The sequence below is a fragment of the Streptomyces rapamycinicus NRRL 5491 genome (genome assembly GCF_024298965.1).
Classification (GTDB): Bacteria; Actinomycetota; Actinomycetes; order Streptomycetales; family Streptomycetaceae; genus Streptomyces; species Streptomyces rapamycinicus.
This window is the reverse complement of the sequence record NZ_CP085193.1, coordinates 4,862,142-4,885,544: the sequence shown is the minus strand read 5'-3', so window position 1 is coordinate 4,885,544 and position 23,403 is coordinate 4,862,142. Positions and strand designations below refer to the sequence as shown.

The 23,403-nt window shown below is 71.8% G+C and carries 20 protein-coding genes; 9 read left to right on the top strand and 11 right to left on the bottom strand.

Translation table 11 applies throughout. The features are described from left to right. Positions 1-41: 41 nt before the first annotated feature. On the bottom strand, positions 42-3,338 hold the full coding sequence (locus LIV37_RS20110; protein ID WP_243146200.1) for a S41 family peptidase: 3,297 nt from the start codon (positions 3,336-3,338) through the stop codon (positions 42-44). A gap of 157 nt (positions 3,339-3,495) precedes the next feature. Here LIV37_RS20110 and LIV37_RS20105 point away from each other — a divergent pair, with 157 nt between their 5' ends. From LIV37_RS20105 to LIV37_RS20085, 5 genes are all read left to right on the top strand, one after another. Next, complete coding sequence (locus tag LIV37_RS20105) at positions 3,496-4,113, top strand: TetR/AcrR family transcriptional regulator (protein ID WP_020868947.1); 618 nt, start codon at positions 3,496-3,498, stop codon at positions 4,111-4,113. Between the two features lie 136 nt (positions 4,114-4,249). Beyond that, complete coding sequence (locus LIV37_RS20100; protein WP_020868946.1) at positions 4,250-6,508, top strand: MMPL family transporter; 2,259 nt, start codon at positions 4,250-4,252, stop codon at positions 6,506-6,508. Between the two features lie 225 nt (positions 6,509-6,733). Continuing rightward, on the top strand, positions 6,734-7,918 hold the full coding sequence (locus LIV37_RS20095) for an energy-coupling factor ABC transporter permease (RefSeq protein WP_020868945.1): 1,185 nt from the start codon (positions 6,734-6,736) through the stop codon (positions 7,916-7,918). A gap of 2 nt (positions 7,919-7,920) precedes the next feature. Continuing rightward, positions 7,921-8,685 (top strand): cobalt ECF transporter T component CbiQ, encoded by a 765-nt coding sequence (cbiQ, locus tag LIV37_RS20090; protein ID WP_020868944.1) that lies wholly within the window; start codon positions 7,921-7,923, stop codon positions 8,683-8,685. Continuing rightward, complete coding sequence (locus LIV37_RS20085) at positions 8,682-9,452, top strand: energy-coupling factor ABC transporter ATP-binding protein (RefSeq protein ID WP_020868943.1); 771 nt, start codon at positions 8,682-8,684, stop codon at positions 9,450-9,452. Before cbiQ ends, LIV37_RS20085 begins: the two co-directional genes overlap by 4 nt. 87 nt (positions 9,453-9,539) lie before the next feature. Here the strand turns inward: LIV37_RS20085 and LIV37_RS20080 are convergent, their stop codons facing one another. The 3 genes from LIV37_RS20080 to LIV37_RS20070 are packed head-to-tail and all read right to left on the bottom strand — an operon-like array spanning position 9,540 to position 10,425. Further along, positions 9,540-9,758, bottom strand: coding sequence for a hypothetical protein (locus LIV37_RS20080; RefSeq protein ID WP_020868942.1), 219 nt, complete (start codon positions 9,756-9,758; stop codon positions 9,540-9,542). Further along, complete coding sequence (locus LIV37_RS20075; protein ID WP_020868941.1) at positions 9,755-10,072, bottom strand: hypothetical protein; 318 nt, start codon at positions 10,070-10,072, stop codon at positions 9,755-9,757. Before LIV37_RS20075 ends, LIV37_RS20080 begins: the two co-directional genes overlap by 4 nt. Continuing rightward, on the bottom strand, positions 10,069-10,425 hold the full coding sequence (locus tag LIV37_RS20070) for a hypothetical protein (RefSeq protein WP_148717819.1): 357 nt from the start codon (positions 10,423-10,425) through the stop codon (positions 10,069-10,071). The genes LIV37_RS20075 and LIV37_RS20070 overlap by 4 nt, the downstream gene beginning before the upstream one ends. 181 nt (positions 10,426-10,606) lie before the next feature. Here LIV37_RS20070 and LIV37_RS20065 point away from each other — a divergent pair, with 181 nt between their 5' ends. Both LIV37_RS20065 and LIV37_RS20060 read left to right on the top strand, forming a co-directional pair. Then, entirely contained in the window at positions 10,607-11,419 is an 813-nt protein-coding gene (locus LIV37_RS20065; protein ID WP_121824723.1) for a helix-turn-helix domain-containing protein, read from the top strand. Then, positions 11,416-11,634: a DUF397 domain-containing protein gene (locus tag LIV37_RS20060; protein ID WP_121824724.1), complete on the top strand. Its 219-nt coding sequence runs from the start codon at positions 11,416-11,418 to the stop codon at positions 11,632-11,634. The genes LIV37_RS20065 and LIV37_RS20060 overlap by 4 nt, the downstream gene beginning before the upstream one ends. Positions 11,635-11,801: 167 nt before the next feature. On the opposite strand, the gene LIV37_RS20055 is transcribed toward LIV37_RS20060, so the two are convergent. Further along, a complete protein-coding gene (locus LIV37_RS20055; RefSeq protein ID WP_020868939.1) occupies positions 11,802-13,043 on the bottom strand; it encodes a serine hydrolase domain-containing protein in 1,242 nt (413 codons plus the stop codon). Positions 13,044-13,203: 160 nt separating this feature from the next. Here LIV37_RS20055 and LIV37_RS20050 point away from each other — a divergent pair, with 160 nt between their 5' ends. After that, positions 13,204-14,004, top strand: coding sequence for an SDR family NAD(P)-dependent oxidoreductase (locus LIV37_RS20050; protein WP_020868938.1), 801 nt, complete (start codon positions 13,204-13,206; stop codon positions 14,002-14,004). Here LIV37_RS20050 and LIV37_RS20045 read toward each other — a convergent pair. The 6 genes from LIV37_RS20045 to LIV37_RS20020 form a co-directional block, all read right to left on the bottom strand. Continuing rightward, positions 13,977-16,724: a caspase, EACC1-associated type gene (locus tag LIV37_RS20045; RefSeq protein ID WP_020868937.1), complete on the bottom strand. Its 2,748-nt coding sequence runs from the start codon at positions 16,722-16,724 to the stop codon at positions 13,977-13,979. The genes LIV37_RS20050 and LIV37_RS20045 overlap by 28 nt on opposite strands. Positions 16,725-16,726: 2 nt before the next feature. After that, entirely contained in the window at positions 16,727-17,122 is a 396-nt protein-coding gene (locus LIV37_RS20040) for an effector-associated constant component EACC1 (RefSeq protein ID WP_185057980.1), read from the bottom strand. A gap of 94 nt (positions 17,123-17,216) precedes the next feature. Then, a complete protein-coding gene (locus LIV37_RS20035) occupies positions 17,217-18,095 on the bottom strand; it encodes a DMT family transporter (protein ID WP_020868935.1) in 879 nt (292 codons plus the stop codon). Then, positions 18,092-18,586, bottom strand: coding sequence for a YbaK/EbsC family protein (locus LIV37_RS20030; RefSeq protein ID WP_020868934.1), 495 nt, complete (start codon positions 18,584-18,586; stop codon positions 18,092-18,094). Before LIV37_RS20030 ends, LIV37_RS20035 begins: the two co-directional genes overlap by 4 nt. 152 nt (positions 18,587-18,738) lie before the next feature. Then, on the bottom strand, positions 18,739-20,379 hold the full coding sequence (locus tag LIV37_RS20025; RefSeq protein ID WP_020868933.1) for a penicillin-binding transpeptidase domain-containing protein: 1,641 nt from the start codon (positions 20,377-20,379) through the stop codon (positions 18,739-18,741). Positions 20,380-20,539: 160 nt separating this feature from the next. Beyond that, positions 20,540-22,321, bottom strand: a complete 1,782-nt coding sequence (locus LIV37_RS20020) for a dolichyl-phosphate-mannose--protein mannosyltransferase (RefSeq protein WP_020868932.1) — start codon at positions 22,319-22,321, stop codon at positions 20,540-20,542. A 205-nt stretch (positions 22,322-22,526) separates the two neighbouring features. On the opposite strand from LIV37_RS20020, the gene rsmI reads away from it, so the two are divergent. Next, positions 22,527-23,402: a 16S rRNA (cytidine(1402)-2'-O)-methyltransferase gene (rsmI, locus tag LIV37_RS20015; protein WP_020868931.1), complete on the top strand. Its 876-nt coding sequence runs from the start codon at positions 22,527-22,529 to the stop codon at positions 23,400-23,402. Position 23,403 lies beyond the last annotated feature (1 nt).

Sequence of the window (23,403 nt, the reverse complement as noted above, 5' to 3'; positions counted from 1 at the left end):
CCCATGATTGATCATGGGGATACACCCCTGCACCCACACCCTCAGTTCCCGTTGCGCGGCGGGAGTTGGGGGCGGCGGAGGTCGGGGACGTCCGAGTAGTCCGGTGGGGTCGCGGCCGGATGCCGCTCCAGCAGATCGAGTGCCGTACGGACGGCGACCCCCAGTTGCGGATGGCGGCCCTCCGCCCAGTCCACGGGGGAGCGCGGCGCCTCGATGTCCGGCTCCACACCGTGGTTCTCCACGCCCCAGCGGTAGGCGTCGAACCACGCGGCGTTCATCGGCACCGTGATCGACGTGCCGTCGCCGAGGCGGTGACGGCCGGTCATCCCGACCACCCCGCCCCAGGTGCGCAGCCCCACCACCGGCCCGATGCCCTGGATCTTGAAGGCTGCGGTGATCATGTCGCCGTCGGAGGAGGTCGCCTCGTCGGCGACCGCGACGATCGGCCCGCGCGGCGCGTTGCTGGAGTACGACACGGGCTGGGCGTTGCGGGTGAGGTCCCAGCCCATGACCTTGCGGGTGAGCTTCTCCACCACCAGTTCGCTGATGTTGCCCCCCGCGTTGCCCCGGACGTCCACGATCAGCGCGGGCAGCGACATCTCGCGGCGCAGATCGCGGTTGAACTGCGCCCAGCCGGAGCCGCCCATGTCGGGGATGTGGAGGTAGCCGCACCGCCCGTCGCTCAACTCCCGCACCACGGACCGGCGCTGGGCGACCCAGTCCTGGTAGCGCAGCGGCCGGTCGTCGATCAGTGGGGAGACCGCGACCCGGCGCGGCGGCCCCTCGCCGTCCGGCGGCTCGAAGGTCAGCTCCACCGTCGTGCCGCCCGCGGCCGTCAGCAGCGGATAGGGACCGGCCACCGGGTCCACCGGGCGCCCGTCGACATGGGTGAGCACGGCGCCGTCCCGGATGCCCAGACCGGCCAGCGGTGAGCGGGCCCGGGAGTCGGAGGACTCACCGGGCAGGATGCGGGCCACCGTCCACCGCCCGTCCTTGGCGCGGGTGAGGTTGGCGCCGAGCAGTCCGATGGGGCGCTGGTAGTGGGACGGCCCCTCGTTGCGCCGCGCGGCGCTGACGTAGGCGTGCGAGGTGCCCAGCTCGCCGAGGGTCTCGCGGAGCAGATCGGCGAACTCGTCGGGCGAGGCGACGCGTTCGACCAGCGGACGGTACTGGTCGAGCACCCCGCCCCAGTCGACACCGCACATCCCCGGGTCCCAGTAGTAGTGGCGGGTGATGCGCCCGGCCTCGTCGTACGCCTGCCGCCACTCGGCCGCCGGATCGGCGGTGTGCTGGATCCGCCGCATGTCGAGGTGGACGGTGGAGTCGCTGTCGCCGGACTCGGTGGCGGGCATCGCGCGCAGATCGCCGTCGTCGTAGGCCACCAGCCGGGTGCCGTCGCCGCTGACCACGAACCAGTCCAGTTCACCGGTGAGTTCGGTGCGCTTGGCCTTCGCCAGGTCGAAGTGTTCCAGGGTGGGGCGGCTCGAGGTCTCGTCCGGGCTGGCGAACGTCTCGCCGAGCGCGCCCGAGATCGGCCAGCGCAGCCACACCAGGCCGCCGCCGCTGACCGGGCTCAGCGAGGAGTACTTGGACGCGGAGACGGGGAAGGCCGTGACCCGGCTGGCCAGCCCCTCCACCTCGACCGTCACCGTGCCGTCGCCGTCGCCCTCGCCCCCGCTGACGTCCGGGTCAAGACCGCCCGCCGCCGGGCGCCCCTCGGGGGACAGCGCGAAGGGCGAGGGGGTGGCGGAGGACAGCGGTACGAGATAGGGGCGGCAGCCCAGCGGGAAGGAGAGGTCGCCGGTGTGCACGTCGTAGACCGGGTCGAAGCCGCGCCAGGAGAGGAAGGCGAGATAGCGGCCGTCGCTGGTGAAGACCGGCTCCTCGTCCTCGAACCGCCCATTGGTCACATCCACCGTGGTCCGGTCGGCCAGTCGCGCGATCTTGATGGAGCGCAGGGTGCGCCCTATCCCGGGGTGGGACCAGGCGAGCCAGGCCGAGTCGGGGGCGAAGGCCAGGTCGCCCACCGGGCCGTTGTCCGACCGGATCAGCTCGGTGACCTCGCCGTCCCCGTCGGGGGAGGTGTCCACCAGCAGCAGCCGCCCGTCGCCCGCGGCGACCGCGAGCAGGTCGCCGTCCGGTGAGGGCTCCAGCTCGTGCACCCGGCCCAGCCGGCCGGCGGCCAGCCGGCGCGGCTCGGCGGGGCCGGTGGCCCGGGGCAGCTGGGCTATCTCGATGGCGTCCTCGCCCTCCGCGTCGGTGAGGTACGCGACCCGGCCGGTCGAGCCCAGCATCACGGGCAGCCGCACCCGGACGCCCGGGGTGTCGGCGAGGGTGCGGGCGGGGCCGTCGCGGTGGGTGAGCCAGTACAGGCTGCCGCGGACGCACACCGCGCTGGCCCGGCCGGTGGTGTCCACCGACAGCGAGTCGATGTGCGAGGCGGCGGGCACCTGGTAGGGCCGCCGCCCGGTGCGCGCGCCGCCGAGCCGTACGTCCAGCTTGCGCGGCTCGCCGTCCGGGCTCAGGTCGTCCACCAGCCACAGCTCGCCCGCGCACTGGTAGACGACGCGGGAGCCGTCGGTCGAGGCGTGCCGGGCGTAGAAGTCGGCGTGGTCGGTGTGGCGGCGCAGATCGGTGCCGTCGGGCAGACAGGAGTAGAGGTTGCCGATGCCCTCGTGGTCGGAGAGGAAGGCGATCCGGCCGCCGACGAACATCGCCGCGTCCAGGTGGCCGTTCAGCTTCTCCACGAGCCGGGTGCCGTGCAGCCACAGCCGGCCCGTGGCGCCGCCCCGGTAGCGCTTCCAGGTGGCGGGCTCGTGCGGCGGCTTGCCGGTGAGCAGCAGGGTGCGGCGCTCGCCGTCGAGGTCGGCCACCGCGAGGTCGGCCACCGGCCCCCAGGGCAGCCGCCCGCCGGGGCTGCCGTCGGTGGGCAGGCTGTAGGCCCAGGAGAAGTGGGAGAACGGCTGCTCATGGGAGGAGACCGCGAGGATCTGGGAGGCGCCGTCCTGGTCCGGCGGGGTCCAGCCGCGGACCGTGGCGTCCGTACTGCCCCAGTAGGTCAGCCGGCGGGCCGGGCCGCCGGCCGAGGGGACGAGATAGATCTCCGGGTCGAGGCTGCGCCAGGTGGTGAACGCGATCTGGGAGCCGTCGGGGGAGAAGCGGGGAGGTCCGACGCGGGTACGGTCCACGGTCAGCCGCCACGCTCGCCCGGGTGGCTCGCCCGGGGCGGTCAGCGGGGCGGCCCACAGATCGTCCTCGGCCGCGAAGCACAGCAAGTCGCCGTGCAGATGCGGAAATCGCAGGTACGCCAGGTCGTCGTCGCACGCGTAAGGCTCCACCCCACCCATGTTTTCGAGCTACGCCATTCGGAGCAACTCGGTTGTGTGACCGAAACCACGAACGAAACGGCGTAGTTTCGATACGACTGGGCTTATGCTGGAGGAGTACGAAACCGTTTCGTTCGGGATTTCGGAGTTCGGAGGGAGGCGACACCCCATGCGGACCACGGATCCGCCGACGGAGGATCGCGACACCGCCCGGGTGCGCCGCAGCAGACTCTCCCCCGAACGCGAGCGGGAGCTGTACGAGGCGGTGGTCGAGCTGCTGGGCGAGGTCGGGTACGACGGTCTGACGATGGACGCCGTCGCGGCCCGCACCCGGTCCAGCAAGGCCACGCTCTACCGCCAGTGGAAAGGCAAGCCGCAGCTGGTCGCGACCGCGCTGCGGCACACCAAGCCCGTTCTGCTCGAAGGCGTCGACACCGGATCGCTCCGCGGGGACCTGCGGGAGATCGCGCGGTGCTCGGAGACCGCCCATGAGCGGGACGCCGCGCTGATGAGGGGACTCGCCCACGCAAGCCATGACAACCCGGACCTTCATCAGGCCCTGCGAGAGTTGTTGATCTTCCCCGAGATCAACGCGCTCCACGCGCTGCTGAGGCGCGCCGTCGACCGCGGCGAAGTCGCCCCGGACCGGCCCGCCTTGAACTACGTCGTGCACATGATGTGCGGCGCGTTCATCACCCGACCGCTCGTCGAGGGCAAGCAGCCGGACCAGACGTATCTCCTGGAGTACATCGACGCCGTGATCCTCCCCGCGCTCGGCGCCGCATAGCCCTTCCTCTCACCTCCTCACTCCCCCCTGATCTCCCCGCACAATCACATAAGGCCCCGGCCGGCGCGCCGCTCTCGTCGCCGGTTCGGTCACCCATCCCTGCCCTGCCAGTCAATCGACGGGAGCACCCCTTCTCGTGGCCACCTTCCTCTATAAACTCGGCCGGTTCGCCTTCCGGCGACGCGGCTTCGTCGCGCTGATATGGGTGGCGCTGCTCGCGGTCGCGGGCGTCGGCGCCGCCACCGCCTCCCAGCCCGCCAACGACAGCTTCTCCATTCCGGGCACCGAGGCCCAGAAGGCGTTCGACCTGCTGGAACAGCGGTTCCCCGGGGGTAACGCGGACGGCGCCACCGCCCGTGTGGTCTTCCGCGCCCCGAGCGGCGAGAAGATGACCGACCCGGACAACAAGGCGGTGGTCACCAAGACCGTCGCCGAGCTCAAGGCCAGCTCGCCGCAGGTCGCCTCGGTCGCCGACCCCTACCAGGCTCGGGCCGTCAGCAAGGACGGCACCACGGCGTACATCCTGACCAGCTACAAGGTCAACGCCATGGAGCTGAAGGACCCCGCCAAGGACGGTCTGAAGGAGGTGGGGGAGAAGGCCGAGAAGTCGGGGCTGTCGGTGCAGATCGGCGGTGACGCGCTCCAGGAGATGCCGGAGACCGGCTCCACCGAGATCATCGGCATCGCGATCTCCGCGGTCGTCCTCGCCATCACCTTCGGCTCGCTGGTCGCGGCCGGACTGCCACTGCTGACCGCGCTCATCGGCGTCGGCATCGGCATCTCGTCGATCACCGCGCTCGCCACCACCCTGGGGCTGTCCACCACCACCTCCACACTGGCGATGATGATCGGCCTCGCGGTCGGCATCGACTACGCGCTGTTCATCGTCTCCCGCTACCGCGCGGAGCTGGCCGAGGGACGGGACCGGGAGGAAGCCGCCGGACGTGCGGTGGGCACCGCGGGCTCCGCGGTCGTCTTCGCCGGCCTTACGGTCGTCATCGCGCTGGTCGGCCTCGCCGTCGTCAACATCCCGATGCTCACCAAGATGGGCTTCGCCGCGGCCGGTACGGTCGTCATCGCCGTCCTCATCGCGATCAGCCTCATCCCGGCGGTGCTGGGCTTCGCGGGCAAGCGGGTGTTCGGGCGCAGGGCGCGCCGGCGGATGGCGGAGCGTGCCGCGGCGGCCGCCGCGAGCGGCGCGGAGGCGCCCGAGGAGAAGCCCAACATGGGCACCCGCTGGGCCCGCTTCGTGCTGCGCCGCCCGGTGCTGGTGCTGCTGGTGGCCGTGCTCGGACTCGGCGCGGCCGCATTGCCCGCCGCCAGCCTGGAGCTCGGTCTGCCGGACGACGGGTCGCAGCCGGTCAGCAGCCAGAAGCGCCAGGCGTACGACATGATCTCCGAGGGCTTCGGCCCCGGCTACAACGGTCCGCTGATGGTGGTCGTCGACGCCAAGGGCAGCGATGACGCCAGGGGCGCGGCCCAGCAGGTCCGTAAGACCATCACCGGTCTGGACGGGGTGGCGGGGGTCAGCCCGGCCACGTTCAACAGGGCCGGTGACACCGCGACGCTCACCGTCATCTCCAAGTACAAGCCGAGCAGCATCGACACCGAGAACCTGGTCGGCGACATCCGGGACAAGGCGAGCGGGTTCAAGTCCGACACCGGCGCCGAGGTGCTGGTGACCGGCCAGACGGGGATGAACATCGACATCTCGCAGAAGCTCAACGACGCGCTGGTGCCCTATCTGGTGCTCGTCGTCGGACTGGCCTTCCTGCTGCTGATGGTGGTCTTCCGGTCCGTCCTGGTACCGCTCAAGGCGGCGCTCGGCTTCCTGCTCTCCGTCGTCGCGGCGCTCGGCGCGGTGGTCGCGGTCTTCCAGTGGGGCTGGCTGGCGGACCTGTTCGGGGTCGAGGAGACCGGCCCGATCATGAGCATGATGCCGATCTTCATGATCGGTGTGGTGTTCGGTCTGGCGATGGACTACGAGGTCTTCCTGGTGACCCGGATGCGGGAGGCATACGTCCACGGCGAGCGCCCCGGCCAGGCCGTCGTCACCGGCTTCCGGCACGGCGCCCGGGTGGTCACCGCGGCCGCGGTCATCATGATCAGCGTCTTCGCCGGATTCATCGGCTCGTCCGAGTCGATGATCAAGATGATCGGCTTCGGCCTCGCCACCGCCGTTCTCTTCGACGCCTTCGTGGTCCGTATGGCCATCGTCCCGGCGGTCCTGGCGCTGCTCGGCAAGGCGGCCTGGTGGCTGCCGCGCTGGCTGGACCGGGCGCTGCCCAACGTGGATGTGGAGGGCGAGGGCCTGCGCAAGCAGCTCGAGCAGCCCTCCGCGGACCGGCGGCACGACAGGGACTCCGACCCCGACGCCGAGCTGACCCGCGTCTGACCTGAGTCCGACTCGCGTCCGACTCGCCTCTGACTCGCTTCTGACCCGCGTCTGAACACCTGGCGTCACGCCTCGGCCCGACGGCGGCCTTCCGATCCCGGAAGGCCGCCGTTCGGCGTTTTCCGCGAGCCCGCGCGATTCCGCGACGTCGGCGCTCTTGCGAACGACTTGCAGGTACGGGCTACCATCGGGCCGATAGCTGCAGCTCAGGAGCGGAGTCCCGCCATGCATGTGCCCGACGGATTCATCGACGCACCGGTGTCGGTGGCGACCGGTGTGGTCGCGGCCGGGGCCGTCGCGGTCAGTTTGCGCGGTGCCCGGCGGGAGCTGGACGAGCGGACCGCGCCGCTGGCCGGGCTGGTCGCGGCGTTCATCTTCGCCGTGCAGATGCTGAACTTCCCGGTGGCCGCCGGGACCAGCGGCCATCTGCTGGGCGGGGCGCTGGCCGCGATACTCGTGGGGCCGTACACGGGGGTGTTGTGCGTCTCCGTGGTGCTGCTGATGCAGGGCGTGCTGTTCGCGGACGGCGGGCTCACCGCGCTCGGCGTCAACATCACCGACATGGCCCTGGTCACCACCGTCGTGGCGTACGGGCTCTTCCGCGCGATCGTGAAGCTGGCCCCGCATCGCCGCCGTACGATCACCGTCGCGTCCTTCGTGGCCGCGCTGATCTCCGTACCGGCCGCTGCCGTGGCCTTCACGGCGATCTACGCGCTCGGCGGTACGGCCGATGTGGCGATCGGCAAGGTCTTCGCGGCGATGGTCGGTGTGCATGTGCTGATCGGCATCGGCGAGGCGGCGATCACCGCGCTGACGGTCGGTGCCGTCGTGGCCGTACGGCCGGATCTGGTGCACGGGGCGCGGGGGGTGGCCGCGCGTCCGCTGGAGATCCGCAGCAGCCCGCTGGCCCCGGCCGCCCCGGGGGCGGTGGCGCGGGCCGAGGGCCCGGCGGCCGAACCCGCCGCCGCGACGTCCCGGAGCCCTGAGTCCGCCGCGACCCCTGAGTCCGCCGCGACCCCTGAGTCCGCAGCGACCCCTGAGTCCGCCGCGACCCCTGAGTCCGCCGCGACCCCCGAGCCCGCCGCCGTGCCTCGGCGGTCGGCGCGGCCCGTGTGGTGGGCCGGGCTCGCGGCCGCGCTGCTGTGCGCCGGGGTCGTCAGCTTCTACGCCTCCGCCAGCCCCGACGGGCTGGAGAAGGTCGCCCATGACAAGGGGATCGACCAGAAGGAGGAGGACCACGCCGCCAAGGACTCCCCGCTCGCCGACTACGGCGTCAAGGACATCACCGACGCCCGGCTCTCCGGCGGGCTCGCCGGGGTGATCGGGGTCGGGGCCACGCTCGCCGTCGGCTCCGGGGTCTTCATCGTCATACGGCGGCGCAGGGCGACGGCCGAGAGCGGGCGGGGCTGACCGTGGGCGCGGGACACGCGCACAAGCTCTACCGGGAGGGCCGGTCGCCCGTCCACGCCCTCCCCCCGCACTGCAAGATCGCCGCCGTCTTCTGCTTCGTCCTCGTCGTCGTCTCCACGCCCCGCGAGGCCGTCTGGGCCTTCGGGGCGTACGCGGTGCTGCTGGCCGGAGTGGCGGTGGCGGCCCGGATCCCGGCCGGGTACGTACTGCGGCGGCTGCTGATCGAGATCCCGTTCGTGGCCTTCGCCGTGCTGATGCCGTTCATCGCGGAGGGCCCGCGGGTGGAGGTGCTGGGGATGTCGCTCAGCGAGTCCGGGCTGTGGAGCGCCTGGAACATCCTCGCCAAGGGCACCCTCGGCGTCGCCGCCTCCGTCCTCCTGGCGTCCACGACCGAACTGCGCGCCCTGCTGCTGGGGTTGCAGCGGCTGCGGATGCCCTCGCTGCTGGTCCAGATCGCCTCGTTCATGATCCGCTACGGGGACGTCATCTCCGATGAGATGCGCCGGATGCGGATCGCCCGCCAGTCGCGCGGCTTCGAGGCGCGCGGGGTGCGGCACTGGGGGGTGCTCGCCTCCTCGGCCGGGGCGCTGTTCATCCGCTCCTACGAACGGGGCGAGCGGGTCCACCTGGCGATGGTCAGCCGGGGCTATACGGGCACCATGCCGGTGATCGACGATGTGACGGCGTCCCGTACCCAGTGGACGTACGCCGCCGCCCTCCCGCTGACCGCGCTTGCGGTCTGCCTGACCGGATGGATGCTGCCATGACCGACCCCGCCACCACCCCGCCGTCCCTCCAGGTGGCCGGTCTGGCCTACGCCTACCCCGACGGCCACCAGGCCCTCTTCGGCGTCGATCTGACCGTGGCCCGGGGCGAGCGGGTGGCGCTCCTCGGGCCCAACGGCGCGGGCAAGACCACGCTCGTGCTGCACCTCAACGGCATCCTTACGGCGGGCGCCGGGACGGTCACCGTCGCGGGGCTGCCGGTGGCGAAGGCGCATCTGGCTGAGATCCGCCGCCGGGTGGGCATCGTCTTCCAGGACCCGGACGACCAGCTGTTCATGCCCTCCGTGCGCGAGGACGTGGCCTTCGGCCCGGCCGCGGCCGGGCTGCGCGGCGCGGAGCTGGAGGAGCGGGTGCGCCGCGCGCTGGAGCGGGTCGGGATGGCGGAGTTCGCCGACCGGCCGCCGCACCACCTCTCCTTCGGGCAGCGGCGGCGGGTGGCCGTGGCGACCGTACTGGCCATGGAGCCGGAGATCCTGGTCCTGGACGAGCCCTCGTCCAACCTCGACCCGGCCTCGCGGCGCGAACTCGCCGACATCCTGCGCTCCCTGGAGGTGACCGTGCTGATGGTCACCCACGATCTTCCGTACGCGCTGGAGCTGTGCCCGCGCGCTGTGGTGCTCAGCGGCGGGGTGATCGCGGCGGACGGCGGAACGCAGGAGCTGCTGTGCGACGAGGAGCTGATGCGCGAGCACCGGCTGGAGCTCCCCTTCGGCTTCGACCCGCGCTCGGTGACGGTGCCGGTGAGGTGAGGATGCCGGTGTTTCCGGTGGGGAGAGGGTGCCGGTGAGGTGGCGGTCCGCTCACCCGCGTGCGGACGCGGCGTGCTGACGGCCGTCTCAGGTGCGCCGGAAGCGGTAGGCGGCGTTCTCCTCCCGGTGGCGGGGGCACTGGCAGGGCGGCCACGCCTGCCCCAACGCGTAGGGGTTGACATCCTCCCCGACCAGCACGGCCACCAACGCGCACCGCGCGGTCACCATCCCGTCGCGCGCCATCGTGTAGACACACATCGTCATCCTCGGCCGCTCGCCCCCGCCCCGGGCCTTGTGGGCGTTCACCGGCCCTCCCCCTCGACCGGGGCCAGGAGCTGGAGCACGCTGCGCAGGCTCCGCTTCACCGCGCCGAGGTGGTAGGACAGTTCCTCCGGCGGGGCGGTGGCCAGGTCGAGGGCTTCCGCCCCCGCGAGGGTCTGTCCGGCCACGATCACGACGGCCTGTTCAAGGCCGTCGCGGGTGGGCTTCCCGGCCGCGATACACGCCGGGCACAGGCCCGAACGCGGCTCGGCGGGGTTACGGGGCCCGAAGGTGCCGGGGGCGGCGCACAGGACGCAGCCGGGGGCCGGGGCGGGCGCGGCGTGGCCGGTGGCGGTCACCGGATCACCACCATCCCGTGCGGGGGACGGATCAACTCCACCCGGGGGACGCTCTTCGACCGCTGTCGCTGCCGCCGTTCATCGTCCACCGCGTAGGGACGCACCAGAGCGGGCAGCTCGCTGCCCCGTGGCAGGCGGGGAACGGTGTGCAGTTCCAGGGTCGGCGAGTCGGGGCAAGGGCGCGGGGGCACGGGTCCGGGCCCACCGGCCGGGACGACCACGGCCCCCGCCACGGGCCGGGAAGGCGTCGGATACGACGCGGGGAACTTCGGGACGGCACGGTGACGGCCGGGCGGCCGTAAGGCCAGAACTGCCCTCACCCATACGAGTGCGCACCGGATAAGGTCGTGCATGCGATCAGCTCCTCGAAAGCTGGTGGCCACGCCCCGGGGCCGGTAGCACGGTCGCCGGGGTCAGACGTTGCTCAGACCGTGTGACCGGTCATCACTCTTTGTACGCAAAGCATTGCCCTCTGGTGCCACAATCGGAGGGCGGTGGCGTTGACTTCGCGGCTTGTCAATGGAGGGTGGGCACATGGGTGCAGCGGAGAAACTCGATCCGTCGTCGTCTGTGCTGGCGTTTGCTGCCTGCGAGTTACGTCGGGCCCGTGAGGAAGCCGGTATGACCCAGCGTGCTCTGGCGAAGTCCGTGTTCGTGACTCCGTCGCTTTTGGCGAAGCTGGAGGCAGCGCAGCGGGTCCCGTCCGGAGAGTTCGCGGCTCGTGTCGATGAGGTGCTGAACACAGGGGGGCTGTTCGGCCGTCTCTGGCCGCTGATTATGAAGTACGCGTATCCCTCGTGGTTCCGGCCCTACGTTGAGCTTGAGGCGCAAGCCCAGATCATTCGGTCGTTCGAATTACGCGTGATTCCCGGCCTGTTGCAGACCGAGGACTATGCGCGGGCCGCGCTGGAAGCCGGACGCCTGAGCAACGTCGACGACCTGCTAGCGGCGCGGCTGACACGGCAAGACATCCTGACGCGGGAGAACCCGCCTGAGCTGTGGATCATCCTTGATGAGAACGTACTTCGTCGCCCTGCCGGGGTACCCCGCGTGATGCATGACCAGCTGGCCCGGGTCATTGAGGCATCCGAGACTCCGACCACCGTTGTCCAGGTGGTCCCCTACTCGGCCGGACCGCACGCGGGTGTCGGCTCGTTCCACGTTCTGACCCTTGAGGAAGGCCCCGAAGTCGTCTTTGCGGACGGGTTCGCTCAAGGCCAGCTGCTGCCCGATCCTGAGCATGTCAGGGCAGCCCTGCGCGCCTATGATCTGCTCAGGGCGCAGGCCCTGTCACCCGCAGCCTCAATCGACCTGCTCGCCACCACCATGAAGGAACTTCAACCATGATCCGCAACGCAAGCGCCCTGCCCGGTGTGGTGTGGTGCAAGAGTACGTATAGCGACAGCAACGGGGGCACATGCGTTGAGGTGGCTGACGGCATCCCTGCCGTCGTCCCCGTTCGCGACAGCAAGAACCCCAGCGGTCCGGCGTTGGTCTTCCCCCCGTCGTCCTGGGCATCGTTCATATCGGCTGTCAGGGCTGGAGAGTTCCACGGCGTCTGACGAACGCTGACGAGTCATCAGCTTCTGTCTCCTGACCGCTCGGCAGGGGACGTCGCGTTGCCCCGGTACGGCTTCGCACCGCATGGGGCCGCAAGGGAGGGGTCCGGGGCGCGCGGTAACGCCCCTCCGTCGCGGCGCCCGGCCGCACCTGCGGCCCCCTCGGGCGGTTACGCCTCCCGCGCCGCCAGGCTGGTCCGCACCGCGCGCACGAGCGCCTGCGCACGCGGATCGGCGGTGACGCCGCGCCGCATACCGTTGGTGACGTAGGCAAAGCCGATGCGTGCCTCAGGGTCGGCGAAGGCGAGGGAGCCACCGCGCCCCGGGTGGCCGAAGGAGCCCGGCCCCAGCAGCGGGCAGGCCGGGCCGTGCAGCATGTAGCCGAGGCCGAAGCGGGTGCCGACGACCAGGACCCGGTCGGGGCCCGCGGACTCCTCGGTACGGGCCATCGTCAGCGTCGCCGGGGCGAACAGCCTGCCTCCCGAACGGGCCGTACGGGCCGAGGGCAGCGGGCCGATCAGCGCCGCGTAGAAGCGGGCCAGCGCCTCGGCGGTCGCCACCCCGCCCGAGGCGGGCAACTCGGCGGCCAGATACGCGGGGTCGTTCTCGTCCGGCAGCGGGGTGATCGCGGCGAACGCCCGCCGGGTCAGCGACTCGGGGTCCCGGTACGCCTCGGCCACCGACCGCTTGGGGCGCAGCCGTGGCCCCTGGGCGGCGGGCGCCGCGAGCGCCTCCACCGCCGCGATCCGGCCGACCCGGCCCCGCTGCTCCTCGGGCAGCCCGAGCCACAGGTCGAGCCCCAGCGGCCGGGCGATCTCCTCGGCTGTCCAGCGCCCGATGGTCCGCCCGGTGACCCTGCGCACCAGCTCGCCCAGCAGCCAGCTGTACGTCTGGGCGTGGTAGCCGTGCGCCGTACCGGGTTCCCATACGGGCTGCTGGGCGGCTACGGCCCGCGGCCCGGATATGCCGTCGATGGCCTCGGCGGGGGTCAGCGGGGTGTCGAGCACGGGCACGCCGGTGCGGTGCGCCAGCAGATGCCGCACCAGCACCCGCTCCTTGCCCGCCGCCTTGAACTCCGGCCAGTAGGTGCTGACCCGGCCGTCCAGGTCCAGCTGGCCGCGCTGGTGCAGCAGCAGCGGCACGGCGGCGGCCACGCCCTTGGTGACCGACCGGACGACCTGGGCGGTGTCCTGGGTCCAGGGCTCGGGGCCGTCGCCGGACGCCTTACGGCCGCCATCGGGATCCTCGCCGCCGTCGGGGGTCTTCGTACCGCCCCACAGATCGACGACCTTCTCGCCCTCCCGGTACAGGACCACGGCCGCGCCGCGCTCGCCGTGCCGGGCGAAGTTCGCCGCGAAGGCGTCCCGGACCGGTTCGAATCCGTCCGCCACCGTGCCCTGGACGTCCACCACTGTCCGACTCCCGCCATGCCGACCGAGCGTGTGTGCTTGTGTTTCTCCTTATGGTGCAACGCCCCGCGCGGGAGGATCATGCCGGGGCCGGGCATGATCCCGGCGGACCCGCCGCCAATGGGGCGGCGGCGGTCCCGGAGCCGACGGGAAGGGGTACACGGTGCGGAGATTCGAGGGCTACGCGGTCATGCTCACCGGCGCGGGGCGCGGAATCGGGGAGGTGACCGCCCGCCGGTTCGCCGACGAGGGCGCCCGGGTGCTGATCACCGACCAGGACGGTGAACTGGCCGCGAAGGCCGCCGCGTCCATACGGACCGACGGCGGCGAGGCCGAGTCGCTGGGCTGCGACGTGGCCCGGCGGGCGGATGCCGAGGCGGCCGTGGTGCACGCCGTAAGGAGCTTCGGAAGACTGGACGTCCTGGTCAACAGCGCCCACTCGTGTCACGTCGACACCCCGCTGTTCGAGGACCAGGCGGACGACGAGTGGCAGCAGGACATCGATGTCACCCTCGGCGGCGCCTTCCGCTGCTCCCGCGCCGCGCTGCCGCATCTGGCCGTCGCTGAGGGCCGGGGCGCGATCGTCAACGTCGGCTCGGTCAACGGCCTCCAGGACTTCGGCAACCACGCCTACAGCGCCGCCAAGGCGGGCCTGGGCAGCCTCACCCGCACCCTGGCCGCCCACGCCGCCGGACGGGGCGTCCGGGTCAACCTCGTGGCCCCCGGGACGATCCGCACCCCCGGCTGGGACGGCCAGGAGGACACCCTGCGCCGCGCCGCCGAGGTCTACCCCCTCGGCCGGGTCGGCGAACCCACCGACATCGCCGCCGCAATCACCTTCCTGGCCTCCTCCGACGCCGCCTGGATCACCGGGACCACCCTCCCCGTGGACGGCGGCATCACGACCACGAACGTGGCGGTGCGCAGGGCCTTCGGTCACTTGGAGACGCCCAGCGAGACATAGTCGTAAGCGCCCTGCCAGGGCTCGCTCGTATAGACGTTGGTCAGCCGGGAGCCGCGCCAGAGCACGCTCTTCTGGAACAGGATGGGCAGATACACGGCGGAGTCGGAGATCCTCCGATTGATCTGCGCGTAGTCGCTCCCGGCCTTCGTCGCGTCCTGTTCGGCGATCGCCGTGTCGAAGAGGTGGTCGATCGTGGGATCGTCCAGCTCGGCGACATTGGTATTGGCGGTGCTCTGGATGAAACGGCTGTCGGCCAGCGGTTGCAGAAGGCTCTGACCGGTCGGGAAGTCGGGGCCCCACCGGTAGATGACGATGCCGTATCCCTTCTTCTTCACCACCGTGGGGGAGCCCATCGTCACGGCGTATTGACTGCCGTCGATCTGATCGATCTCGGTTTCGATACCGACCCTCCGCAGCGACGACTGGAGCGATTCGGCGACGGCCACTTCGGCGGGGCGGTTGTTGCGCACCGCGATGGTGGTGGAGAAGCCATTCGGCTTTCCGCACGCCTTCAACTCCGCTTCCGCCTCGGTGGCGTTCGGCTTGCCACGCCGCTTGCGCGTCTCGTACGGGTCGTAGGAGGAGTCGGAGCCGGTGATGGCGGACGGGAGCATATGGGGCGCGATATCGCCGGAGAGCACACCGCCGGAGGCGGTCCGCATGTTCTCCCGGTCCGCCGCGTAGAGGACCGCCTTACGGCAGTGGACGTTGTTCAGCGGTTTGACGGAGCGGGGGAGGGCCGCGAACAGGATCAGCCCGTTGAACGGGCTGTCCAGCCGGGCGCTGAGGTCGGAACTCCTCGTGGCCTGGGCGAGGGCAGGCACGCTGAGCCCGGAGGATTGCAGGTCCAGGTCGTAGTCCCCCGCGAACAGGGCTTTCGCGTTCGTCTGCTCGTCGCTGCTGATATTCACCGTGATCCGCTCGGGCAGGGCGGTGCGGATAGGGTCGGACGACCGCTCCCACTCGGCGTTGCGGACCAGCTCCAGCGAAGTGCCCGGCTCGTAGGATTCGAATTTGTACGGCCCCGAGGAGAACGGCCTGTTCGTGTACTTGCCCTTGGTGTCCTTCTCCTTTTTCACGGGGGATCCGGACGGTGTGGCGAGCATGCGCTCGAAGTCGCCGTTGGCCTTCGGCAGTTTGAAGACGATGGTCCTGTCGCCCCGGGTCTCGATGGCCTTCAGGCCGAGCTTGTCCTTGTACGGCCCCTTGTAGGTGAGTTCGGGATCGAGCGCCTGCTGGAGGAAGATCGGGCCACCCGAGATCTCGTCCTGGGCCCAGACTCGCTCGATGCCGTATTTGATGTCCTCGGCTGTGATTGGGGAGCCGTCCTCCCAGGTGATCCCCTTGCGCAGGGTGTAGGTGTACGTCTTACCGCCGTTGGTCACCTTGGCCACCTTCTCCGCGAGGTCGGGTACCAGTTCGGTGCCGTCCATACCGGACTTGGGGGCGTAGGTGACCAGTTGGCGGGCGTAGTAGCGCGAGAAGTTCCAGACGTAGCCGAAATAGGTGCGCTGGGGGTCCCAGTAGTCCGCGTCGTCCTTGCTGATGAACTTCAGCGTCCCGCCGCGTCTCGTCGAGGGGTTGACGACGGAGCCCTTGGCCGCGGCGTTGTTCCCGGAGGTGGGGCCCGGCTTCGGCTTGCCGGACGACTTGGAGGTGTCGCGCCCGGTGTCGCGCCCGGAGTCGTCCTTGGACGAGTCCTTCATCCAGGACATCGCCAGAGGTACGCCCGCGGCCACCAGGGCCACGAAGAGCGCTCCCGCCAGCCCGTAGGTGACGGCGCGGCGGCGGCCCCGAGAGGCGCCGCCGGGGGAGGGGAGCGGGGCGGGCGACGGTAAGGCCATCGGCGACCAGGTGGGCATCGGCGGCACCGCGGGCAGCGGCGTGGCCGACGGCGGCGGCGTCGGCTCGTGGTCGTAGGGCGTGGGTGGCGGCGTCGGCTCGTGGTCGTACGGCGGGGGCGGCGGGCCGAAACCGGGCGGTGCCCAGGCGGCGTTGCGGGCGAGGGCGAGCCCGCCCGCCGTATTGCGGTCGCGCTTCTGCGGCAGCGGCCGCCCCTTGGCCCGCAGCGCCGCGTACACCTGCGCGTAGACCGTGTCCAGGTCCAGCAGCTCCGGCCCGCCCGGTACCCCTTCGCGCAGCAGCCGCAACAGCTCACCCGTGAAGGCCGTATGGGTCTCGCCGGGCGGGGCGAGCGCGAAACTGGTGTCGGGGACGGAGGCGAGCAGATAGGTGCCCTCGATCTCCACCTGGTCGATGACCGCCTCGGCGCCCGCCGCGCTCATGAAACCGAGCACACGGCCGCTGAAGCAGCAGTCCAGCAGCATCACCTGGCGCCCGGCCCGCCCGTCCAGCACGACGTCGCGCAGCGTGCCGTACGGCAGTCCGGTGTAGGAGCGGTGCTGTATGGACCCGGTCAGCCCCAGGAAGAGCTCACCGCGGCGGGGTTCCACGAGGCCGTGTCCGGCGAAGTACACCAGCAGGGTGTCCGTGGCCTCCTCGGCCGCGGTCCGGACGGCCTCGAGGACCTCGACCGCCGTGCCGGGGTCCTCGACGATCGTGCAGTGTTCGGGCGCCAGCCCCCAGGAGCCCGGGGCGCACAGGGCCGCGGCCAGCGCGCTCAGGTTGTTGGCCACCGCCGGGATCTGCTCCAGGTGGGCATAGCGGCTGGTGCCGATGAGCACCGCGCGGCTGGCGGCCGGATCGGGCAGTACGGCCACGGCTATCGCCCTTCCCCGCCGCCCTGACGGCCCGGTTCCGGTTCCCGTTCGGGTTCGGGGGCGGCCGGGCGCTCCAGCGCGTCGATCAGCCGCCGCAGCTCTTCGTCGCCGCCGCTGTCGATGTCGACCGTAAGGTCGCCACGGCGCACGGTGATCCGTCGGCCGTGCGGCCGCGTCTGCCGCCAGGTGGACAGCGCCAGCGCGAAGGAGGCCGCGCTCCAGGCGTTGTCGGTGATGAGCTGCAGCACATCGGTGAGCACGCCCATCTGTCCCGGCGAGGGCTCGGCCTGGACCAGCTCCACCCGGGCACCGTGGCGCGCGCCCGGATCCCGTCTCAGCCAGTCGTGGAGCGAACGGAGCTCCGCCTCCCCACCGGTCACCGCTACGTCGATCCGCACCAAGTCCCCCTTGTGACGACGGTCTCCCCGATTCTGTCGTACCCAGGTCCGCCCGCGCAGGACCAACGAAGGGCGGGGGCAGCGGAGTGCGCGGTCAGCCCGCGTGCAGCATCAGCCCGATGCCCGCCACCATCAGCCCCGCCGCCGCGATCCTCGGACCGCCGAACCCCTCCTTGAAGAACAGCGCCCCGATCGCCGCCCCCACGATGATCGACGATTCGCGCAGCGCCGCGATCGGGGCGAGCTCGGCCCGGGTCTGGGCCCACAGCACCAGGCCGTAGGCGGTGACCGACAGCAGTCCGCCGAGCAGCCCGCGCGCCGCGACCGGCCGCAGCTGCCGAAGGAGCGCACCGCGCCGGATCGCCAGGGCGCAGGCGGGGATGGCGAAGCCCTCCAGGATCATCAGCCAGGCGATGTAGGCGGGCGGGCTGCCGGAGGCGCGCACCCCCAGACCGTCCACGACGGTGTACGCGGCGATGGACAGACCGGTGGCGATGGCGGCCGTAAGGGCGAGCCACTGCGGCGCGCCCCCGCCGTTCCCCTCGCGCTCGGCGTGCCGCGCCCCCCTGATGCCCCACAGCGCCACGCCCACCAGCCCCGCCGAGGCCAGCGCGATGCCCGCCGCCTGCCAGCGGTCCGGCCGCTCGCCGACGAAGACCGCGGCGGCCACGGTCACCACCAGCGGGGCGGTTCCGCGCGCGATGGGGTACATCTGGCCGAAGTCGCCCAGGTGGAACGAGCGCATGAGCAGCAGCTGATAGACCACGTGGATGGCCGCGGAGGCCAGCAGATACGGCCAGGCGTCCGCCGCGGGCAGCTGGGTGAACGGCAGCAGCGCCAGCCCGCACAGCGCCCCGCCGCCGCCCACCAGGGTGAAGGCGAGCAGCTGGTCCCTGATGCCGTGCGCGATCGCGTTCCAACTGGCGTGTGTGACGGCCGCGATGAGCACGGCGGCCGCGACCAGCGGGGTCATGCGGAACGCTCGCGCACATCCACCAGGGTGCCCTCGGCATGCGCGATCAGGGCCTTGGGAGCGAGCGGGAAGACGGTGTGCGGATTGCCCGCCGCGGCCCATACGGTCTCGTGGTCCAGCAGGCGGCGGTCGGCGAGGACGCGGGTACGGGTGCGGTGGCCGAAGGGCGGCACCCCGCCGATGGCGTAGCCGGTGGTCTCCCGCACCAGCGCCGCGTCCGCCCGGCGGACGCTCCCGGCGCCCAGTTCCTGCCGTACGAGCTCGACGTCGACCCGTGACGCCCCGTCCATCAGCACCACCACCGGCTGTCCGTCCGCCTCGAAGACCAGCGACTTGACGATCTGGCTCAGCTCACAGCCGATCGCCGCGGCGGCCTCGGCGGCGGTACGGGTGGCGTCGGGGAACCGGCGCACCTCGACCTCCAGGCCGAACTCGCGCAGGGCGTCGGCGAAGCGGGGGTGGGCGGCGCTGTCAGGGGTGGAGTCGACCATGGAACGACGCTATCGACGCCCCCGCGCCCGCCGCCATGACTTTTCCCGTCGGTGGCGTCCGGGCCCCGCTGACCGGCCGGTCGGCCGAACGCGAAGGAGCCGGGCGGGCGCTCGGTGCGCCCGCCCGGCTCCCGGGGCGTATCCGCGAAGGCTCAGCCCGCGCGCAGCAGGGCCGCCACGATCGGGCCCGCCGTATCGCCTCCGTGGCCGCCCTCGGGGACCACGCCGGCGGCCGCGACGTCGTCGCGGTACGCGCTGAACCAGCCGTTCGGCTTCTCCTGGTTGTCCACCTCGGCCGAGCCGGTCTTGGCGCCGAAGTCACCGCTCATCCCGGCCATCGCCTCCGCGGCGGTGCCCGAGGTGGCCGTGAGCCTCATCAGCTTCTTCAGCTGGTCGTGGGTGCTGGACTTCATCGTCCTGCTCGCCTTGGCCAGCGTCCGGTCGTCCAGCGACGGCGCGACCAGGTACGGCTGGTGGAAGCTGCCGGTGGAGGCGGTGGCCGCGACCGACGCCATGTTGAGCGGGTTCATCCGCACGCCGCCCTGGCCGATCAGCGAGGCGGCCTTGGAGGCCGCGGACTGCACCGGCACGGCGCCGTCGAAGGTGGGCACGCCGGCCTGCCAGTTGAGCCCGATGCCGAAGACGTCCCGGGCCTCCTTGCTCAGGTCGTCGTCCTTCAGCTTCCCCGCCTGGCTGATGAAGGCCGTGTTGCAGGAGCGGGCGAAGCTCTGCTCGAAGGTGCCGTTCTTGATCTCGAACTTCTTGTCGTTCTGGAACTTCCAGCCGCCGTAACTGAAGTACTTCGGGCACGGATGCGGCTTGCCGTACGCCGCGAGGCCCTTGTCCATCAGCGTCGTCGAGGTGATGATCTTCATCGTCGAGCCGGGTGCGTACGAGCCCTGGAAGGCGGTGTTGAAGCCGCTCGTGGGGGAGTTGGCCAGCGCGAGGATCTCACCGGTGCTGGGCTTGACCGCGACCACCGACGCCTTGGTGCGCTTGCTCACCTGCTGCTCGGCGGTGCGCTGGAGCGATGCGTCGATCGTGGTGCGGAGCGTGCCCGGGGTGCCCTTGGAGAGCACCTTGAGGGTCTTGTCGGGGGACTTGGAGCCCTTGGCGCGCTCGATCCAGGTCTCCACGCCCGCCTCGCCGCCCGCCTTCTTGCCGTACCGCTCGCGCAGCGCGGCCAGGACGGTCTTGAGGGTCGGGTGCTCGGAGGCGGTCAGCTCCTTGCCGTCGCGGTCCACCGCCTTGATCGGCGGTGCCTCGGACGCGCCGGTCTTGAGCGTGTCGCCCTCGGCGAGGTCGGGGTGCACCACGGAGGGCTTCCAGGCGACGACCGGCTTGCCGGTCTTGGTGTCGCGGGTCACGGTCAGTGAGGATTCATACGTCCAGGGGACGCTGTCACCGCCGGAGGAGAGCTGGGCGTTGACCGAGAACGGCACCTTGGCGCCGCTCGCCTGCCCCGCGTCCAGCGCCACCTTGGCCACCTTGGCCTTCGTGCGGTAGCCGCTCAGTGCCGTGGTGGCGGCGCCGCTGTCGTCCGTAAGGCCGGCGGCCTTCGCCGTCTCGCCCGCCGACCAGGCCGCCAGGAACGCGTGGGCGGTGGTCTTGACCTCGGCCGCGCTGGGCGGTCCGGTCTTCACCTTCTTCAGGGACGGCTTGTCATCACCCGAGCCGGCGCTCGCACCGTCCTTCGGGCCGGCTGAATCGTCCTGGCCGCTGCCGCAACCGGCCACACCGACCATGGCGGCGAACACCGCACCGACGATCGCGGCTCTCGCGCCACTCCGCATTTCAGAACCCCCACACTGTGTTCTCGGTTCCCCCCATCAGTCGATGGGGGCCGCGGTGCCCGGCACTCTACCGGCACCACGTGAAGCCCCCGCGCCCTCACAGTAGGGGGCGCGGGGGCCGTGGCCGGATCCATGCGGTGGGCCCGGGGCCGAGCGGGAGTCAGATCCAGGTGTCGAGCCACATCCGGGCACGCCAGGCGTCCATCGGCATCGTCTGCCCTGTGTACAGCGGGAAGAAGTAGATGAAGTTCCAGATGATCAGCAGGACGAGGGCGCCCGAGCCGACCGCGCCGATCACCCGGCGGGTCTCGCTCGCGCCCGGTGGCCCCAGCAGCGCGCCGATCATCATCGCCACCCCGAGGCACAGGAAGGGCACGAAGACGACGGCGTAGAAGGAGAAGATCGTCCGGTCCTGGTAGAGGAACCACGGCAGATAGCCCGCGGCGATCCCGCACAGGATCGCGCCCGCCCGCCAGTCGCGCCGCAGCGCCCATCGGAACAGCAGGTACAGCAGCGCGAAACAGGCCGTCCACCACAGCAGCGGGGTGCCGATGGCCAGCACCTCGCGGGCGCACTTCTCGGCGGCGTCCTTGGGACAGCCCTCCTGGCCGGCCCGGGGGGACTCGTAGAAGTACGAGACCGGGCGGGACTGGACCAGCCAGCTCCACGGGTTGGACTGGTAGACATGCGGCGAGTCCAGGTTGACGTGGAACTTGTAGACCTCGGACTCGTAGTGCCACAGGCTGCGCAGCGGGTTGAGCAGCCAGTCGAAGGTGCCGCCGGTGCCGTGGCCGCCGCCGCCGTCGGACTTGGCGGACTCGGCCCAGTGGCGGAAGTAGCCGCTGTGCCGCCAGCCGCGCCCCTGGTCGTAGCTGCCGCTCGAGGTGAACCAGCCCGACCAGGAGGCGATGTACGTGAGGATCGCCACAGGCACCAGTGAGACGAACGCCCAGCCCAGATCGCGCCGCAGCACCGCCCGGTAGGGGCGGAGGGCGCCCGCGGCGCGGCGGCTGCCCACGTCCCACAGCACGGTCATCAGGCCGAAGGCCGCGAGCACGTACAGCCCGTTCCACTTGGTGCCGATCGCCAGGCCCAGCAGCACCCCGGCCGCGATCCGCCACGGCCGCGCGCCCAGCTTCAGGCCCCGGGCGACCGCCGGGTCCGGCCGCGCCGCGCCGTCCTCACCGGCCGGCAGCGCCGCCGCGAGCCGGGCGCGCGCCCGGTCCCGGTCGACGAGCAGACAGCCGAAGGCGGCCAGCACGAAGAACATCACGACCAGGTCGAGCAGCGCGGTGCGGCTCATCACGAAGTGCAGCCCGTCCACGGCCATCAGCGCGCCCGCGAGGCAGCCGAGGAACGTCGACCGGAACAGCCGCCGCCCGATCCGGCACAGCATCAGCACCGAGAGGGTGCCGAGCACCGCGACCATGAACCGCCAGCCGAACGGATGCAGCCCGAAGAACTGCTCGCCGAGCCCGATGACCCACTTGCCCACCGGCGGGTGCACCACATACGAGGCCGCGTCGCTGAGCGGGATGTGCTGCGGGGCGTCGAGAATCCGGTCGTTGGCGGATTTCGGCCAGGTGCCCTCGTAGCCGTACTCCCAGATCGACCAGGCGTCCTTGGCGTAGTACGTCTCGTCGAATATGACGTTGTCCGGTCGGCCCAGATGCCAGAAGCGGGTCAGCCCGGCGCACAGCGCGATCAGCAGCGGACCGCCCCAGCCGCTCCAGCGGGCGATTCTGGCCGCCGCCGAGGGGGTCGCGCCGAGGATCTCCCAGAGCCGGGTGCCCGGCTCCGCGTACGGCGGGACCAGCCGCTCCCGTACGCCGGGCCTGGTCTGGCCCGCGTATCCGAAACGGCGCAGCCGGCGCTGCCAGGCCGGCGGCTGTTGGCCGGTGGCTTTGCCCGGCTGGGCGTGGGTCGCGGTGTCACTGCTCACCGGGCCATCGTAGGGAAGGGGTCTGTGAGTATGGCGGGGAAAGGCGGCGAACGGGGATTCGTGCCCGGGGCGGCGGCCTCGGGGCCGACCCCGCGGCCGGTCTCGGCCGAGGCCGCACCGACGCCGCGGTTGACCCCGCGGCCGGTCTCGGCCGAGGCCGCGGGCGGTCGCCGGGCCCGCCGCGCCCGGCTGCGAGGATGGGGGCGTGACTGGAACGCTCGTACTGGCAGGGACCCCCATCGGCGACACGGCGGACGCGCCCCCGAGGCTGGCCGCCGAACTCGTGGCCGCCGATGTGATCGCCGCCGAGGACACCCGGCGGCTGCGCCGCCTCACCCAGGCCCTGGACGTGCGCCCGGGCGGCCGGGTGGTGTCCTATTTCGAGGGCAACGAGTCGGCGCGCACGCCCGAGCTGGTCGACTCGCTGGCCGGGGGCGCCCGGGTGCTGCTGGTCACCGACGCGGGCATGCCATCGGTCTCCGACCCCGGCTACCGGCTGGTGGCCGCCGCCGTGGAGCGCGGGATCACCGTCACCGCCGTGCCCGGCCCGTCCGCGGTGCTCACCGCGCTGGCCGTGTCCGGGCTGCCGGTGGACCGCTTCTGCTTCGAGGGGTTCCCGCCGCGCAAGGCGGGGGAGCGGCTGACCCGGCTGCGCGAGGTCGCCGACGAGCGCCGCACCCTGGTCTGGTTCGAGGCCCCGCACCGGCTGGACGACACGCTCGCGGCCATGGCCGAGGTGTTCGGCCCGGACCGCCGCGCCGCGGTGTGCCGGGAGCTGACCAAGACCTACGAGGAGGTGCGGCGCGGCCCGCTGGCCGAGCTGGCCGCCTGGGCGGCCGAGGGCGTACGCGGCGAGATCACCATCGTGGTCGAGGGCGCCCCCGCGCCCGGGCCCGACGAGGCCGGCCCCGCCGAGCTGGCCCGCCGGGTCACGGTGCGCGAGGAGGCCGGTGAGCGCCGTAAGGAGGCCATCGCGGCGGTGGCGCAGGAGGCCGGGGTGCCCAAACGACAGGTGTTCGACGCGGTCGTGGCCGCGAAGAACGCCGCGGGAAGCACGCCACGCGGAGGTAAAGCCCCGTAGC

Excerpts from the sequence above, each read along its gene's own strand:
- LIV37_RS20105 (WP_020868947.1), top strand. The coding sequence starts at position 3,496 with ATGCGGACCACGGATCCGCCGACGGAGGATCGCGACACCGCCCGGGTG.
- LIV37_RS20095 (WP_020868945.1), top strand. The coding sequence starts at position 6,734 with ATGCATGTGCCCGACGGATTCATCGACGCACCGGTGTCGGTGGCGACC.
- LIV37_RS20085 (WP_020868943.1), top strand. The coding sequence starts at position 8,682 with ATGACCGACCCCGCCACCACCCCGCCGTCCCTCCAGGTGGCCGGTCTG.
- LIV37_RS20070 (WP_148717819.1), bottom strand. The coding sequence starts at position 10,425 with ATGCACGACCTTATCCGGTGCGCACTCGTATGGGTGAGGGCAGTTCTG.
- LIV37_RS20065 (WP_121824723.1), top strand. The coding sequence starts at position 10,607 with ATGGGTGCAGCGGAGAAACTCGATCCGTCGTCGTCTGTGCTGGCGTTT.
- LIV37_RS20060 (WP_121824724.1), top strand. The coding sequence starts at position 11,416 with ATGATCCGCAACGCAAGCGCCCTGCCCGGTGTGGTGTGGTGCAAGAGT.
- LIV37_RS20035 (WP_020868935.1), bottom strand. The coding sequence starts at position 18,095 with ATGACCCCGCTGGTCGCGGCCGCCGTGCTCATCGCGGCCGTCACACAC.
- LIV37_RS20030 (WP_020868934.1), bottom strand. The coding sequence starts at position 18,586 with ATGGTCGACTCCACCCCTGACAGCGCCGCCCACCCCCGCTTCGCCGAC.
- LIV37_RS20025 (WP_020868933.1), bottom strand. The coding sequence starts at position 20,379 with ATGCGGAGTGGCGCGAGAGCCGCGATCGTCGGTGCGGTGTTCGCCGCC.